The 14,917-nt window shown below is 73.9% G+C and carries 20 protein-coding genes; 2 read left to right on the top strand and 18 right to left on the bottom strand.

The window, feature by feature from the left end; translation table 11 throughout:
- A partial coding sequence (locus ESG85_RS04015; RefSeq protein ID WP_164986158.1) for an adenosylhomocysteinase occupies window positions 1-140 on the top strand: 140 nt, incomplete at its 5' end.
- A gap of 105 nt (window positions 141-245) precedes the next feature.
- On the opposite strand, the gene ESG85_RS04020 is transcribed toward ESG85_RS04015, so the two are convergent.
- The 11 genes from ESG85_RS04020 to ESG85_RS04070 are packed head-to-tail and all read right to left on the bottom strand — an operon-like array spanning window position 246 to window position 8,544.
- Entirely contained in the window at window positions 246-1,886 is a 1,641-nt protein-coding gene (locus ESG85_RS04020) for an FAD-dependent oxidoreductase (protein WP_219825156.1), read from the bottom strand.
- 4 nt (window positions 1,887-1,890) lie between these two features.
- Window positions 1,891-2,766, bottom strand: coding sequence for an NAD(P)-dependent oxidoreductase (locus tag ESG85_RS04025; protein ID WP_128976617.1), 876 nt, complete (start codon window positions 2,764-2,766; stop codon window positions 1,891-1,893).
- A gap of 50 nt (window positions 2,767-2,816) precedes the next feature.
- Complete coding sequence (locus tag ESG85_RS04030; RefSeq protein ID WP_128976618.1) at window positions 2,817-3,200, bottom strand: antibiotic biosynthesis monooxygenase family protein; 384 nt, start codon at window positions 3,198-3,200, stop codon at window positions 2,817-2,819.
- Window positions 3,190-3,519: an antibiotic biosynthesis monooxygenase family protein gene (locus tag ESG85_RS04035; protein ID WP_128976619.1), complete on the bottom strand. Its 330-nt coding sequence runs from the start codon at window positions 3,517-3,519 to the stop codon at window positions 3,190-3,192. Before ESG85_RS04035 ends, ESG85_RS04030 begins: the two co-directional genes overlap by 11 nt.
- Window positions 3,519-4,274: an SDR family NAD(P)-dependent oxidoreductase gene (locus ESG85_RS04040; RefSeq protein ID WP_128976620.1), complete on the bottom strand. Its 756-nt coding sequence runs from the start codon at window positions 4,272-4,274 to the stop codon at window positions 3,519-3,521. The genes ESG85_RS04035 and ESG85_RS04040 overlap by 1 nt, the downstream gene beginning before the upstream one ends.
- 32 nt (window positions 4,275-4,306) lie before the next feature.
- Window positions 4,307-4,762, bottom strand: coding sequence for an anthrone oxygenase family protein (locus ESG85_RS04045; RefSeq protein WP_128976621.1), 456 nt, complete (start codon window positions 4,760-4,762; stop codon window positions 4,307-4,309).
- A gap of 9 nt (window positions 4,763-4,771) precedes the next feature.
- The gene (locus ESG85_RS04050; protein WP_128976622.1) at window positions 4,772-5,236 is read right to left on the bottom strand and encodes an SRPBCC family protein; all 465 of its coding nucleotides are present in this window, start codon (window positions 5,234-5,236) and stop codon (window positions 4,772-4,774) included.
- 30 nt (window positions 5,237-5,266) lie between these two features.
- A complete protein-coding gene (locus tag ESG85_RS04055; RefSeq protein WP_128976623.1) occupies window positions 5,267-6,490 on the bottom strand; it encodes a ketosynthase chain-length factor in 1,224 nt (407 codons plus the stop codon).
- A gap of 13 nt (window positions 6,491-6,503) precedes the next feature.
- Complete coding sequence (locus tag ESG85_RS04060; RefSeq protein WP_128976624.1) at window positions 6,504-7,778, bottom strand: beta-ketoacyl-[acyl-carrier-protein] synthase family protein; 1,275 nt, start codon at window positions 7,776-7,778, stop codon at window positions 6,504-6,506.
- Window positions 7,775-8,212: a cupin domain-containing protein gene (locus ESG85_RS04065; protein WP_128976625.1), complete on the bottom strand. Its 438-nt coding sequence runs from the start codon at window positions 8,210-8,212 to the stop codon at window positions 7,775-7,777. The genes ESG85_RS04060 and ESG85_RS04065 overlap by 4 nt, the downstream gene beginning before the upstream one ends.
- Complete coding sequence (locus ESG85_RS04070) at window positions 8,209-8,544, bottom strand: TcmI family type II polyketide cyclase (RefSeq protein ID WP_128976626.1); 336 nt, start codon at window positions 8,542-8,544, stop codon at window positions 8,209-8,211. The genes ESG85_RS04065 and ESG85_RS04070 overlap by 4 nt, the downstream gene beginning before the upstream one ends.
- A 224-nt stretch (window positions 8,545-8,768) precedes the next feature.
- On the opposite strand from ESG85_RS04070, the gene ESG85_RS04075 reads away from it, so the two are divergent.
- Window positions 8,769-9,149: a SchA/CurD-like domain-containing protein gene (locus ESG85_RS04075; protein WP_128976627.1), complete on the top strand. Its 381-nt coding sequence runs from the start codon at window positions 8,769-8,771 to the stop codon at window positions 9,147-9,149.
- Between the two features lie 101 nt (window positions 9,150-9,250).
- Here the strand turns inward: ESG85_RS04075 and ESG85_RS04080 are convergent, their stop codons facing one another.
- The 7 genes from ESG85_RS04080 to ESG85_RS04110 form a co-directional block, all read right to left on the bottom strand.
- Complete coding sequence (locus ESG85_RS04080) at window positions 9,251-9,703, bottom strand: anthrone oxygenase family protein (RefSeq protein ID WP_128976628.1); 453 nt, start codon at window positions 9,701-9,703, stop codon at window positions 9,251-9,253.
- A complete protein-coding gene (locus ESG85_RS04085) occupies window positions 9,700-10,089 on the bottom strand; it encodes a SchA/CurD-like domain-containing protein (RefSeq protein ID WP_128976629.1) in 390 nt (129 codons plus the stop codon). The genes ESG85_RS04080 and ESG85_RS04085 overlap by 4 nt, the downstream gene beginning before the upstream one ends.
- Window positions 10,090-10,130: 41 nt before the next feature.
- Window positions 10,131-10,391, bottom strand: coding sequence for an acyl carrier protein (locus ESG85_RS04090; protein ID WP_128976650.1), 261 nt, complete (start codon window positions 10,389-10,391; stop codon window positions 10,131-10,133).
- 52 nt (window positions 10,392-10,443) lie between these two features.
- Window positions 10,444-11,259 carry an AfsR/SARP family transcriptional regulator gene (locus ESG85_RS04095; RefSeq protein WP_128976630.1) on the bottom strand — a complete coding sequence of 272 codons (816 nt, stop codon included), beginning with the start codon at window positions 11,257-11,259 and terminating at the stop codon, window positions 10,444-10,446.
- A 27-nt stretch (window positions 11,260-11,286) separates the two neighbouring features.
- Window positions 11,287-12,078, bottom strand: a complete 792-nt coding sequence (locus ESG85_RS04100) for a thioesterase II family protein (RefSeq protein ID WP_128976631.1) — start codon at window positions 12,076-12,078, stop codon at window positions 11,287-11,289.
- A 206-nt stretch (window positions 12,079-12,284) separates the two neighbouring features.
- A complete protein-coding gene (locus tag ESG85_RS04105) occupies window positions 12,285-13,040 on the bottom strand; it encodes a 4'-phosphopantetheinyl transferase family protein (protein WP_128976632.1) in 756 nt (251 codons plus the stop codon).
- Between the two features lie 32 nt (window positions 13,041-13,072).
- Entirely contained in the window at window positions 13,073-14,806 is a 1,734-nt protein-coding gene (locus ESG85_RS04110) for an acyl-CoA dehydrogenase family protein (protein WP_128976633.1), read from the bottom strand.
- Window positions 14,807-14,917: the final 111 nt, after the last annotated feature.

Below are 14,917 nucleotides of genomic sequence, written 5' to 3' on the forward strand. Positions count from 1 at the left end.
CGAAGCACCTGGACGAGAAGGTCGCCCGCCTCCACCTCGACGCCCTCGGCGTCCGGCTCACGACCCTCCGCCCCGAGCAGGCCGCGTACATCGGCGTCCCGGTGGAGGGCCCGTACAAGCCGGACCACTACCGCTACTGAGCGGCGGACGCCACGGAGCACACCAAAGGCGCCGGCCGCCGGGGAGTCCCCTCGGCGGCCGGCGCCTTTCGGTGCGGTGCGCGGTGGCGATGGTCGGTGGCGCCGTCAGTGCCGGGCGAGCAGCCGTACGAGCACCGTCCGCAGCGTGTCGGCGGCGAAGATCGGCGCGTCCGCGCAGCGCCAGGCGACCACGCCGTCGGGCCGTACCAGGACCGCGCCCTGCGCCGTCACGCCGTACGACTCCGGCCAGCGGTCGTCGACGTCGATCAGCTCGGCGCCGATGCCGTGCACCGTGAGCGGCAGTCCGAGCTCGTGCGCGACGGCCCGGGCGGCCTGCTGCCAGGCGCGGTTGTCCGGGCCGGTGAGCAGGACGGGCCGGTCGCCGAACAGGTCGAGCACGGACAGTTCCGCACCGCCGCGGCGCAGCCGCAGGTGCGGGGCCCGGCCGCCGGGCCGGCCGTCGTTCTCGGCGGACCACACGCCGTGGCCGGGCAGGACGCCCTCGTCCCACGGGGTGACGGCCGAGGAGCGGTAGCGCCAGGACAGCCAGACCTGGGCGTCCTCGACGATGCCCGGGTGCACGGGAGGCCGCTCGCCGGTCCTTCCGGTGAGCCGCGGCCGGTCCTTGGAGCGCAGCGCGGCCTGCTCGACCGTCGCCCGGCAGATGGGCCGGCGCTCCTCGTCGTAGCTGTCGAGGAGCGGCTCGCCGGCCCAGCCGTCGAGGACGGCGGCGAGCTTCCAGGCCAGGTTGTGCGCGTCCTGGATGCCGGTGCTGGAGCCGAAGCCTCCGCTGGGCGGCATGACGTGGGCGGCGTCGCCGACCAGGAAGACCCGCCCGTCGCGGAACCGGCCCGCGGTCCTGGCCGCGCCGTCCCACGGGGAGACGGAGCGGATCCGCGGCCGCAGTCCGGGCACGCCGGTCGCCGCCCGCACGAGTGCGGCGCAGCGTTCCTCGGTGAACGACTCCGGGTCCTCGGTGCGCGGGTCGTAGGCGACGTGCAGGAGCCAGTCGGAGGCGTTGTCGAGCGGCATGAGGGCGCCGCGTAGCTCATCGTTGGCGGTGTGGCACATCAGGAAGCGGCGGCCGGCGAGCGGCTCGGTGAGGTCGGCCCGGAAGTGGATGTTGAGGTAGTGGCCGAGGGTCTCGCCGTCGAAGGGGACGCCGAGGGTCTCGCGGACGCCGCTGCGCGCGCCGTCGGCGGCGACGAGGTAGCGGGCCTCGATGGTGCGCTCGGCCCCGGTGGCGCGATCCCGGACGAGGGCGGTGAGGCCGGCGCCGTTCTGGGTGAAGGAGACGAGTTCGGTGCTGAAGCGCAGGGCGACGCCGAGCCGTTCGGCGCGGCCGCGCAACACGTCCTCCAGCTCGCCCTGGTGACACAGGCACCAGCCGGTCGGGGACAGCGAGCCGAGGTCGGCGCCCACGTCCATGACGTACTTCTCGTCGAGCACGCCCAGTTCGGGACCTGCCAGCGAGCGGGCGGCGACGACGCCCGAGTTGCCGGCGAGGATCCGGGCGGACGGGGTGCCGCGCAGTTCGTCCTCGACGCCGGCGGCGCGCATCAGCTCCATGGCCCGCGGATGCACCCCGCGGGCCCTGGGGTGTCCGGACAGTTCGGACCGTCGCTCGACCAGCAGGCAGTCCACGCCCTGCTGGGCCAGGAAGACCGCGGCGGACAGTCCCGCGATGCCTCCGCCGACCACCAGGACGTCGGTGTTCCGGAGCGTGCTCCGGGTGGTGCTCAGCACGATGTCAGCCTCCTTGCGCCGGTCGGTGTTCGACGAGCACGGACGCGTCCTTGTCGCCGTCGCCGGCCGCGAGCACCTCGGCGAACCGCGCGCGCACCACGTCGAGGACGGGCATCGCGGCTCCCTGCTCGGCGGCCGCCTCCAGGGCGATCCGGATGTCCTTCTCCATCAGTTCGGAGCGGAAGAACGCCGGCTCGTAGCTTCGCTTGAGCATCAGCTCGGCGCGGAAGCGCATCACGAGCGAGCTGAAGCCGCTGGACGCGACGACGCCGATGAGCTGGTCGCGGTCCAGGCCGGCCGCGGTGCCGTAGGCGACGGCCTCGGCGAGGGCGGCGACCTGGGCGCCGAGCAGCAGGTTCAGGATGAGTTTCAGGCTGGTGGCGGTGCCGGGCGCGCCGACGTGGACGATCTCGCTGCCGAAGGCCTCCAGGACCGGACGCACCTCCTCCAGATCCTCGGGGGCTCCGGAGACGAAGACCCGCAGCTCGCCCTTGCGGGCCTGGAGCGGGTTGCCGACGACACAGGCCTCCACGCGGCGTAGTCCGCGCTCCGCGAGACGTGCGGCGGCCTCGCGGGCGTAGCCCGGGGAGACGGTGGAGGTGTCGACGACGACGGAGCCGGGGGCGAGGACCGGGACCACCCGGTCGAACAGGACCTCCTCGACGGCCTTCTCGTCGCTGAGGCTGAGCAGGACCAGACGGTGGCCGGCCGCCGCTCGCTCGGGCGCGTCGGCGAGCCGGGCGCCGGCTTCGGCGAGCGGGGCGGCCTTGTGCGCGGTCCGGTTGAAGACGGTCAGGGTGTGTCCGGTCTCGAGGAGCCGCCGGGCCATGCCGCCGCCCATGCTGCCGAGCCCGATGAACGCCAGCTGACGCTCTGCCATGGTGGGTTCTCTTCTCTCTCTTCCGACAGGGGTGGGAGGCGGCCGGGCGTTCAGTACGCGGCGTCCACCTCGTACACGGCGAAGGGCGCCGTGGTGCGGGTGTCGCGGTAGGGCCGCAGGGGGGCGGTGTCCTGGCGGTGGTCGGCGCCGGCCTCCCAGGCGAGGAAGGCCTCCCTCGACTCCCAGCGGCTCATCACCGCGAGGGCGGTGGGATCGGCCGGGCTGCGGAGGAGTTCGTTGCCGAGCATGCCGGGCACCTTGGCGAGCCGTTCGCTGACCTGGTGGTAGGCCGCGCGGACGGCGGCGAGCTGCTCGTCGTCGTACGCGGCCTGGTACACCACGACCCGCACCTGGCCCCGGCTCCCGCCGGCGCGCTCCCCGCCGCCGGTGCCCGGGAGCTCGCGGAGCCCCGCGTCCCGTTCCTCAGCGGGCATCGGCGGCCGCCCTGCCCTCGATGCCGTGGAGCACGGACATCACGTGGAAGCTGCCGCCCCTGCGGTAGGGGTGGAGGGTGGCCCGGTGCTCCAGGTGGGCCGGGCTGTTCTCGAACTCGCGGAAGCGCGGCTCGTCCACCCACTCGCTGACGATGACGTACGTGCTCAGCGGGCCCTCGGGGCCTTCCTCGCGGGCGAGGGACTGGCCCAGGTTGGCGGGGTGGCCGGTGACGGCCTCGGTGCCTTCCAGCCAGGCCTTCTCGAAGTCGGCCTCCTTGCCCGGCTCGATCTCCATGCGCAGCATCACCCGGAAGGTCATCAGGAGATCCCTCCGTCGACGCCGATGGTGTTGCCGGTGACGTAGCGGGACAGGTCGCTGGCGAGCCACAGCACGGCGCCGGCCACCTCGTCGGGCGTGCCGAGCCGGCCGAGGGCGGTCTTGGCGCCGTACCGCTCGGTCATCAGCTTCTTCTGGTCCTCGGGCAGCGCGTGGAAGTTCTCGGTCTCGATGACGCCGAGCGCGAGGATGTTGAAGCGGATGCCCTGCGGGCCGAACTCCTTGGCCAGGGACCGGTTCAGGCCGGCGAGGGCGGCCTTGGTGGCGGTGTAGTGGGCGCGCAGCGGGATGCCGGCCTCGACGGCGCGGGAGCCGACCGTCACGACCGAGGAGCCCTCGCCGAGCAGCGGCAGGGCGTGCTGGATGACGAGGTGGGCGCCGGTGACGTTGGTGGCGAAGATGCGCTGCCACTCCTCCAGCGGCAGCTTGGCGTACGGGATGTGGCTGATCGCGCCGGCGTTGTTGACGAGCAGGTCGAGGCGGTCGCCGTGCAGGGCGCGCACCCGGTCGAGCAGGGCGGCGATGTCCGCGGGCTCGGAGAGGTCGGCGCGGAGCACGTGGTGGTCGCCGCCGGTCTCCTTGAGCTCCTGCCGCAGGGAGGTGACGTGGTCGCTCTCGTTCTGGTAGCAGGTGACGACGTCGACGCCCGCGCGGGCGAGGGCGAGGACGACGCCCCGGCCGACACCGCGGGTGCCGCCGGTGACCAGGGCCTTCTTGCCCTTGAGGCCGAGATCCATGGGATGTTCCTCCGTAGGTGCGTGCGGGCGGGTCAGAGCAGGAAGCCGAGCGCGGCGCAGTTGGCGGCGAGCGCGGCGATGGTGAGCAGGCTGCGGCGGCGGTTCCAGGCGCCCCAGGTGTCCCGGGTGTGCTGGAAGTCCGCCGGCACGTGCTCCGGGTCGACGGTCCGCATCCAGCGGTTCACCGGCGCGTTCTTGGTGAGCGAGATCAGTGCGGTGGCCGCGGCGAGCACGCCGGCGACGGCGAACAGCGCCCGTTCCGGGGCGCCGTCGGCGGCCACCGCGAGCACCGCGTCGAGGACGACGGTGCCGAGGAGGCAGATCGGCATGGCCGGGTCGTAGCGCTGTCCGAAGAACGCGTGGGCGTGCACGTAGCGGTCGGCGGGCAGCGAGGCGAGGTACGGGAAGCCGCCGAGCTGGGTGCCGAACAGGACGCCGGCGGCAAGCCCGTTGAACAGGAGCAGCAGGGGGGCGAGGACGTTCAGCACGGCGGCGCCTCAGCGGGTCAGGGCGCGGGCGGCGGCCTCGACCCGCTCCTTGATGAGCTCCATCTGCACCTTGGTGTTGCGGTTGAGGTGCTCGGTCATGGCCTCGTCGGTCGCCGGGGCCTGGGGCTTCATCCGGAAGTCCTGCACCCAGCGCATCCGCACGCCGCCGCCGGGCTCCTCGGTGTACTCCCAGAAGATGTTCATGTACGCGAAGGGGCCGGTCTCGATCCGCTCGGCGCGCACGGTGCGGGTGGCCGGGTCGCCGGTGCGCCGGGAGACCCAGCTCCACACGTTGCCGTCCTCGTCGGGGTGCATGGTGAGGCGGAAGACGACGGTGTCGCCGTCGCGCTCCAGCACGTCGGCGGAGGCGTACTCGCTGAACAGGTTCGGCCAGCCGGGGACGTCGTTGGTGATGTCCCACACGACGTCCATGGGTGCGTCGATGACGATGTGGTTGTCGGTGTGTCCAGCCATGGGGAATCTCCGTGGGTGGGGTCGGTGGGGTCAGCGGCCGAGCACGAGGGCGGAGGCGAAGCCGCCGTGGCCGCGCGCCAGGACCAGCGCGTGGCGCAGCGGCAGTTCCCGCGGGGCGCCGGTGACCAGGTCGATGTCCAGGCCCGGGGCGGGCTCGGGGACGTGGGCGGTGTGCGGGACGACGCCCTCGCGCAGGGCGAGCAGCGCGGTGGCGACGTCGAGCGGTGCGCCGCCGCCGTAGAGCCGGCCGGTGAGGGTCTTCGGCGCGGTGACGGGCACGCCGTGCGGGCCGAAGACCGCGGCGAGGGCCTCGGCCTCGTCGCGGTCGTCGGCGGGGAGGCCGGCGGCGTCGGCGAAGACGACGTCGATGTCGGCGGGGTCGAGTCCGGCGTCGGCGAGGGCCTGTTCGGCGGTGCGGCGCAGGGCGCGCGGCCGGCCGGAGCCGGGTGCCGGGTCGAAGCCGGCGGCGTGCCCGAGGATCCGGCCGTAGCCGGTGCCGAGGCCTCGCTCGGCGGCGGCCTGGGCGGTCTCCAGGACGAGGATCGCGCCGCCTTCGCCGGGCAGGTAGCCGGAGGCGTCGGCGGCGAAGGGCCGGTAGGCGCGTTCCGGGTCCGGGACGGTGGACAGCCTGCCGGTGGTGAGCTGGGCCGTCAGGCCGTACGGGCAGAGCGAGGCGTCCGTGCCGCCGCTGACGACCAGGCGGGAGCCGCCGCGCAGCAGCCGGCGGGCCTGGGCGATGCCGTCGAGGCCGCCGGCCTGTTCGCAGGAGAGCACGCCGCACGGGCCGCGCATCTTGTGCCGGATGGACAGCTGGCCGGTGGTGGCGGCGTAGAACCAGGCGATGGACTGGTAGGCGCCGACCCACGAGGGGTCGTGCTGGTAGAGGGCGGTCATCTCCTTCTGGCCGAACTCGGTGCCGCCGGAGGACGAGGACGTCACGACGGCCATCTCGTACTCGCCGATGGCGTCGAGGTCGGCTCCGGAGTCGGCGAGGGCGGCCTCGCCGGCGGCGAGGGCGAGGTGGGTCCAGTGGTCGGTCTGCACGGCGAGCCGGCCCGGTACGCGCTCGGCGGTGTCGAAGCCGGGCACCTGTCCGGCGTACCGCACCGGGTAGGGGCTCGGGTCGAAGCGTCCGATGCGTCCGATGCCGGACTTGCCGGCGAGCACCGAGGCCCAGTGGGCCTCGACGCCGATGCCGGTGGGCGCGACGATGCCGAGCCCGGTGACGACGGGGGCGCTCGCGACGGTCGTCATGGTCACTCCCCTTTCACGCGGCGGCCCGGGCCGCGCCGGGCCGGGCGAGCACCATGGCGCTCTGGAACCCGCCGAAGCCGCTGCCGACGGTGAGCACGGTGTCCATGGCGTGCTCCCGGGCGGTGACGGGCACGTAGTCCAGGTCGCAGAGCGGGTCCTTGGTCCTGAGGTTGGCGGTGGGCGGTACGACCTGGCGGTCGAGGGCCAGGGCGCAGGCGGCCACCTCGATGGAGCCGATCGCGCCGAGCGAGTGCCCGACCATCGACTTGATGGAGCTGACCGGGATGTCGTAGGCGTGCGCGCCGAGGCTGCGTTTGAACGCGGCGGTCTCGTGGCGGTCGTTCTGCTTGGTGCCGGAGCCGTGCGCGTTGATGTAGCCGACGGCGGTGGGGTCGAGCCGGGCGCGGTCGAGGGCCACGGTGATGGCCTCGGCCAGCTCCCGGCCGTCGGGCTTGAGCCCGGTCATGTGGTAGGCGTTGCTGCGGCTGGCGAAGCCGACGACCTCGGCGTAGATGCGGGCGCCGCGGGCGAGGGCGGCCTCGCGTTCCTCGACGACCATGACGGCGGCGCCCTCGCCGAGGACGAAGCCGTCGCGTTCGCCGTCGAAGGGGCGGGAGGCGTGCTCCGGGTCGGCGTTGTTCGGGGTGGTCGCCTTGATGGCGTCGAAGCAGGCCGAGGTGATGGGTGAGATCGGGGCGTCGGTGGCGCCGGTGATGACGACGTCGGCGGTGCCCTCCTCGATGAGCTGCACGCCGTGTCCGACGGAGTCGAGGCCGGAGGTGCAGCCGGTGGAGACGAGCGCGACCGGGCCCTCGGCGCCGGTCTCCCAGGCCACCTCGACGGCGAGGGTGGACGGCACCATGTAGCCGTACAGGTGGGGCACGCCGTACTCGTGGTCGACGAGCCATTTCCGGCCGCTGTCGGAGAGGGTGACGTACTCCTCCTCCAGGCCCATGGTGCAGCCGACGGCGCTGCCGAGGGAGACCGCGACGCGGCCGGGGTCGAGGGCGGACAGCTCGATGCCGCTGTCCGCGACCGCCTCGCGGGCGGAGACCACGGCGAACTGAGCGGCCCGGTCCATGCGCCGGATCTGCCGGGGCGTGAGGCCGGCGGCCGCCGGGTCGAAGTCGACCTCGGCGGCCACCTGCGAGCGGAACGGGGCCGGGTCGAACAGGGTGATCCGCCGGGTGGCCGTGCGGCCCTCGGACAGCGTCCGCCAGAAGGCCTCACGGCCCACCCCGCCCGGCACGACCGCGCCGATGCCGGTGATGACGGCGCGTCGGGTCACCGGGCACCGCCCACGTCCGGGTTGGCCTGCTCGGGGCGCTGGGCCGGCTCGGTGTCGACGTGGCCGAGCTCGGGGCGCGGCGCGAGCGGCGACAGGTGGAAGGCGCAGCGGGCCGGGGTGTCGCCGGTGTTGACGAGCCGGTGGCGGACCCCGATGGGTACGAGGAGGGAGTCGCCGGCGCCGAGCGGGACGGTGGTGCGGCCGTCCAGGGTCATCTCCAGGGTGCCGTCGATGACGTGCAGGAACTCCTCGGAGTACGGGTGGTAGTGCTCGGTCACCCAGTCGCCGGGCTCCAGGGTCATGACGCCGCCGAAGCCGGAGGTGCAGCCGACCGTCTTCGGGCTGAGGGTGGTGCGGATGTCTCCGCCGCGCTTGGTGTTGGCCTCGACCTCGTCGGCGGCCACCTTCACGGTGCGGGTGATGGCGGTGGTCACTGGATCCGCCCTCCGTCCTTGGTCCAGATGTAGAAGGGCGTGGCCATGGCGTCCTTGGGTTCCTTCCAGTCCGGGTCGTACGGCTCCACGCACTGGGCGAGCTTGGTGTTGACGTCGTCGTAGAGCGGGTGGCTGCGGGCCCGGTAGAGGTGGGGGCCGATGTCGTCGTCGGCCTCCACCAGGTGGAAGTACAGGCCGTGGAACCGGAACAGCGTGCGGCGGCTCACGCCGATCATGTGCGGCAGGTCGGTGGCGTCGGACTCCTCGAAGATCCTCGCGATGTCGTCCGTCCTGTCCGGCCGCAGCTTGGCGACGATCAGAGTGCGGTGCACGGGTCCTCCCGATGGTCGGTGGTCACGGGAGAACGTCGCACCGGGGTCTGGAGGGCCGCTCGAAGTCCCCTCCAGCGGGGGTCCGTCGACGGCGGGGACGGCGGGGACGGGGCGGTGCGCGGCCCCGGACGGACGGTGCCGAGGCGGCTTCGAGCGGGGCGCGAGCCGGGCGGGTTTGCCTGGCGGGAGACGCAGTCACCGCCGACGAGGGAAAGGGCACGGGCATGCCGTTCGCAGCCATCACGTACGACATCAAGCCGGGGTACGAGAAGGAGCTCGCCGCGGTCTTCGGCGACTTCAAGCGGGTGCGGAGCAGCCGGGTCGAGGGAGCCTCGGGAGAGCAGGCCGGCACGATCCTGGCCACCGCGGTGTTCCTGCGCGACGACACGCTGGTCCGGGTCATCGAGTACACCGGCGACCTGGAGGCCGTGGCCCGGCACATGGCGTCGCAGCCGGGCGTGCGCGAGGTGGAGCGGAAGCTGAAGCCGTATCTGAGCCGGCCGCGGGACACGGACACGGTCGAGGGCTTCGTGGCCACCTTCAAGCGCAGCCTGCTGAACACGGTCGCGCAGATCTCGGTACGGGACCTGCCCGCACCGGCGTAGGGACCGCGGCGTCCGCCGCCGTCCGCCTCCCCCGACCCGTCAGGCCGCACCCCGGAGTCCCGGGAGTGCGGCCTGACGGATGCGAGAAGGGTGATGGTGCGTCAGATGACTGCCAGTGCGGCCCCGTTGAGCACGAGGGCCACGACGGCCAGGGCCGTGCGCAGATAGTGCCAGCGGCGCCACAGCGGGCGCGGGTCCTGCCAGTCCGGCGGGATGACCGCCGGGTCGGTGATCGCCTTGACGCGGCGGTTGATGGGGACGTTGCACAGGTGGGACACCCCGGACACGCCGAGGAGCAGCACCGCGGCGGCCGCGAACAGCGGGCGGGCGGCGCCGTCGGCCGCCACGGCGAGCACCCCGTCGGCCAGGGTGCTGCTCAGGACGATGACGGGCATGGTGGGGTCCCAGTTGCGGCCGAGCAGCTGGTGCGCGTGCACGTAGGTGCCGTTGTCCATCGCGAACAGCGCGGGCAGCACGCTCAGCGCGACGGCGAACAGCACTCCGGCGGTGACACCGCTGCCGAGCACGGCCGCGACGGCCAGCACCTCGGTCATGACGCCGTGGCCCCCGTGGGGTGGGTGTCCACGGTCAGCTGCACGAGGGTGTCCATGGTGGCGTCCCGGAAGTACTGCGCGAACGCCTGCGGCGAGCGGGTGTCGCGGGGCTCGGCCAGGTAGGGCTGCAGGGCGGCCTCCGCGCTGTGGACGCCCTGCTGGGCGGCCATGTGCCGGCCGACGGCCGCGAAGTCGCCCTCGTAGTGGATGACCCGGACGACCACGTCGTCCTTCAGGAACACGGCGGTGCCGAGCAGCCGGCCCGCCTGCTCGCCGTCGGCGCCGGTGAAGTCGGGTGTGTCGACTCTCCGGAAGTCGGTGAAGATCTTCTTGATCTCTTCCTCGTGGCCCGGCTTGACCCGGTAGGTGATGGCGGCGTAGGGCATCGGATTCCTCCTCGTCCGGTACGGGGTGGGGTGGGGGCGGGTCAGCGGATCGCGCCGGCCCGCGGCGCCGTGGCGATCAGCGCGAGCAGCATCCGGGGGGTCTCGGCCTCCATGACGGCGTCGTCGTCGAGGACGATGCCGTAGGTGCGGTTGATCACGCTGGTGGCCTGGAGGAGGGCGAGGGAGTCGTAGCCGAACTCCAGGAACGGGGTGTCGAGGGCCTCCTCGCCCTCCAGCGACATGCCCTCCTCGGGCGCGCCGACGCGCTCGAGCAGGAGCGCCCCCAGCTCGGACAGGTTCATGTCAGTCACGATGCTTCCTCTCGATCGGTCGATGTGGTGCGGTCTCCACGGGTCACTTGGCGCTCGCCAGCTGCGCGTCGAGGTCCAGCCGCGGCGAGGAGTCGAGCACCGCCTGGTGCAGGTGCTCGACGCTGGGCGAGGGGTCGAGTCCGAGGCTCTGGTTCAGGCAGCGGCGCAGCTGCCGGTAGACGGACAGGGCGTCGCTGCGGCGCCCGACCCGGTACAGCGCGAGCATCAGCTGCTCGTGCACCGCCTCGTGCAGGGGATGACGCGCGGCGAGCCCGGAGAGCTCGCCGACCAGCTCATGATGGCGCCCCAGCCTCAGGTCTGCCTCGATCCGCCGCTGAAGGACGCTCATCCGCGACTCGTCGAGCCGGGTGGCCTCCACCTCCAGGAGCGGACCGCACTGCACGTCGGCCAGCGCGCGGCCGTGCCACAGCGACAGCGCCCGGCCGAAGTACGAGGAGGCCCCGGACCAGTCGCCCTGGTGCAGGGCCCGGTGGCCGGCCGAGGACAGCGCGTCGAACTCGTGGGCGTCGAGCAGGCCGCCGTGGACGTCGAGCCGGTAGCCGCCCGGCTCGGTGACGAGCACGCTCTTGGCGCCGTTCGGCAGGGACTCGGCCTCGGTGCCGCCGGCGAGGGCCGCACCGATGGCGTTGCGGATCTGCAGGATGTACGTCTGCAGGGTGGTCTGGACGCTGCGCGGAGGATGCTCGCCCCACACCTCCTCCACCAGCGAGGCCACCGAGACGACCTCGTCCGCCTGGAGGGCGAGCAGCGCGAAGACCTTGCGCGGTTTGACCGCCGTGAGGTGCACCGGCACCCCGGACAGGGTGGCCCGGAACGGGCCGAGCACGCTGATGTCCATGCGCGGTTCTCCTTCGGGTTACGTGGATCAGCCGGCCTGGTGCGGCGCCGCGCCGGGGCGCGCCGCGTCAGGTCCTGTCGCGGGGGCCCGCAGGGCCTCCCCCATCGCGCGGGGCACGTCGCGGCCCCGTACGAAGAAGTGCGTGCCGCGGACGGTCCGCAGCCGGAATCGGGTCGTGGTGCAGTCCTGCCAGGCGTGCACCTCGGGTGCGGAGACCAGCGGGTCGACCTCGCCCGCGAAGGCCTCGACGGGGCACGGCAGGGCGGTCACGGGCGTGGACCGCAGGTCCTGGGCGAGGAGCAGATCGGTGCGCAGGGTGGCGAGGGTGCCGGCGAGCCAGCCGATCCGGTTGCGCAGCGGTGCCGGGATGGACTCCTTGTCGCCCAGGGCGGTGATCAGCTCCTCGTCCGGGAGTTCCGGGCTCAGCAGGGTCTCCAGGATCGGGGCGGGGAGCTGCGGCGCCGAGCAGGCGCCGACGGCGAGCAGCTCGGGCGGGCGCCGCCCGGCGCGCACCCGGTGCTCGGCGAACCGGTAGGCGACCAGCGCCCCCAGGCTGTGCCCGTAGAAGGCGTGCGGCTCGTCGAGCAGCGGGCCCAGGTCGTCCTGGAGCTCCGCGACGAGCCGCGCGCCGTCGGTGATCCGTTCCTCGCGCCGCCGGGACTCCCGGCCGGGCAGCCGCACCGGCAGCACCGCCACGCCGGGGCCGACGCGCTTCTGCCAGCCGGCGAAGGACATGGCTCCCGCGCCGGCGTGAGGGAAGCAGAACAGCCGGACCCCGTCACTGGCGGGCCCCGGCCGGACCGCGAGATAGCGCTGCACCCGATCCCCCTTCGTCGCCGCACTCTTCGGCGCGTCCTCGCACCGCACCGCGCCTGCCGGATCCCGGCCGCACGCTCCCGCGCCGCACCTTTTCGGTCAGATGCGCGAGGAGAGGGTCACCGCAGCGCCTCGTTCATGGCTCAACTGGCGGTGGAGCCCGCCGGCGTGCCCTCAGGGACCCGGCCGCGCCAAGGAGGAGGGACGCCCTAGTCCGGAGGAGGGACGGTGTAGCCGAAGCCCGGGTCCTTCACCGCCGCGCTGACGGTGTACGCGTCCTCGACCTGCCAGTTGTGGAAGGTCCACTCCCGGCACGCACGGGGCGTCCCGTCGGGCAGCAGCATGCGGATCGGCCCGCCGGGCGGGCTGAACCCGAACTCGGTGAAGCGGAACCGCAGTCCCTGGCCGATGGCCTTGCTGTAGGCCTCCTTGAGCGTCCACAGCCGGACCAGGTCCCGGTTGCGCCGCCCCGGCGGCACCTCCTCCAGGCACTGGAGCTCGTACGGCGTGCAGGCCTTGTGCTCGGTGCCGAGCTCCAGCATCCGCCGGCCGGCCGGCTCGGTGTCCACGCCGATCCGGCCGACCCGGGTCAGTCCCACCACCAGGAGGCCCTCGGTGTGACTGAGCCCGATCTCCAGCTGGTCGATGCCCCGCAGGTACGGGCGGCCCCCGGGCTTGTACGCCAGTTCCAGCTCGCTCGGCGGGGCGCCGAGCACCGCGCCCGCCGCGTTCTTCAGCAGCAGCCGGGCGGCGACGAACCGGTCCCGGTTGCGCGAGGCGGGCATCCGCACCAGACGGGCGTGGTCGTCCGCGCCCAGGTCGGCGGCGAGCTCCGGTGCGCCCACGTCCGCCGGCGCCCAGTCGTCGACGGCCGCGTACACCACGCAACTGCCGTGCAGCGCCACGGACTTCCGCACCTCGTCCCACGAGCCCCCGCCTCCCGGGTGCCGTACCGGCTGCTCCATGTCGAACCTCCTCGGTCACGCCGTACGCACGGTCACGAGCGCCCCAGCGCCGTGGCGTACAGGTCGTAGCTGCGGGCGTCGTCGAAGCGGTGGAGCAGCTCGGCGAGCAGGTGGTCGGCGGGCTCCGCCGGCATCCGGACCGCCGAGCGGTCGAGCCGCGCGGCGACCCGGGTGAGCGCGGTCGCCGCCCAGTCCGGCCCGGCGAGGAAGCCGGCCGGCGGCCGGTGCCGCCACACGCCCAGACAGGCGGCGCCCGCGACGAGCAGCGCGTAGCGGTCGGCCAGCGCGCAGGCGCGGGGGCCGAGCCGCTCCGCGGCGGGCCGGGCGGCGAGTTCGGCGCAGCCCGCGCGCAGCACGCCGAGCTGCGTCACGAGGACCGCGGCGGCGTCGGCGAGCGGGCCTTCGGCGTGCCGCGCCGACTCCTCCAGGGAGCCCAGCAGCGAGTCCCGGTCGGCGGGCAGGTCGTTCCCCCACGGTTCGCACGGTGGCAGGGCGGCGTCGAACGGCCGGAAGAGCCGGGCGAGTCCGTCGTCGTCCGGGGCCGGAGCGGCCAGCGAGGGCAGCCGCAGCAGCTGGGCGACGAGCACGGCCCTGCTGGCCGAGGCGCCCGCGCTGCCGAGGCCCAGCATGGGCAGGTCGCGCGCGGTCTTCTGGAAGATGGCGTAACTGCCGCTCGTGGCATAGGCCTCGGAGCCGAGCACGATCGACAGGTCGTCCATCGTCTCGGTGAGGATCATCGGCAGCAGGTACTTGGCGACGGCGCCCAGCGTCCGGCTCTCCCGGGGCAGCACGTGGGCCGCCCGGGTGGCGACGAGCGAGAGGCAGTCGCACACCAGCAGGTCGGTGAAGGCGTTGACGAGCGCGGTGCGGGTGCGCGAGGAGTGCAGCGAGGACGGGCTGCGCTGCCGTCGCGAGCGGGCGAACGCCGTCGTGGTCCGCAGGGCGGTGTCGGCGCAGCCCAGGGCCATCGACAGGCCGGCGCTGCGGGTGAGCGGGAAGACGTGCTCGGCGAGCCGGGTCCCGTCGCCGGCCGCTCCGAGCAGCCGCCCGGTGACGGGCCGGCCGCCGCCGTCGCCGTCGCGGCCTCCGTCGAAGGCGAGCCCCTGGACGGCGCAGCCGCGCACGCCGACGGTCGGGCGGCGCGGCAGCAGCCGGATGCCGCCGCCGTCGGGATGGGCGGGTCCCGGCGCGAGGAGGGCGCTCGGTCCTTCGGGCGTGTCCGCGAAGAGGACCAGGGCCCCGGCGCGGGCCGCGTTGTTGAGGGCCTCCTTGCGGCCGCCGACGCGGTAGCCGGTGCCGGACGGCACGGCGGTGAGCCGGTTGTGCAGGAAGTCGTTGCGTTCCGGCGGCTCGGGATAGGCGCAGGCCATCCGGCCCTGGGCGAGGAGCAGTCCGGCGGCCTCCTGCCGCTGGCCGGGCGTGCCGGCCGCCCACACGACGACCGCGGCCAGGTACGAGGTGAGGCCGTAGCCCAGCCCGAGTGCCGCGTCGCGCCGGAACACCGCGCGCAGCACCCGGGCGAGGGCGTCGAGCCGGTCGAGCCTGCCGCCCAGCTCGACGGGCACGAACTCGGCGTTCAGGCCGAAGGCGTCAAGCAGCCGCTCGGCGGCCGGCAGCAGCCGCTGCCCTTCGTCGGCGGCCAGGAACTGCTGGGCGCCGAGCGGGTTGCCGGGGTCGTCCAGGTCACCGAAGTCGTGTTCGAGCCGGGCGATGCGTTCCTGGACGGCGACCTCCGAGGAGTCCACCGGGTCCACCACCGTCGTCATGCCATCCCTCCGTCCTGCTCTCGCCCACGGGCCGCCGCGGTGTGGGACCCGCCCGCCGTGCCGGTGGCGCCTGCTGTGCGCCGGTGCCGCCCGCCGTGGTGGTGCGGCCCG

The sequence above is a fragment of the Streptomyces roseicoloratus genome (assembly GCF_004117935.1).
Classification (GTDB): domain Bacteria; phylum Actinomycetota; class Actinomycetes; order Streptomycetales; family Streptomycetaceae; genus Streptomyces; species Streptomyces roseicoloratus.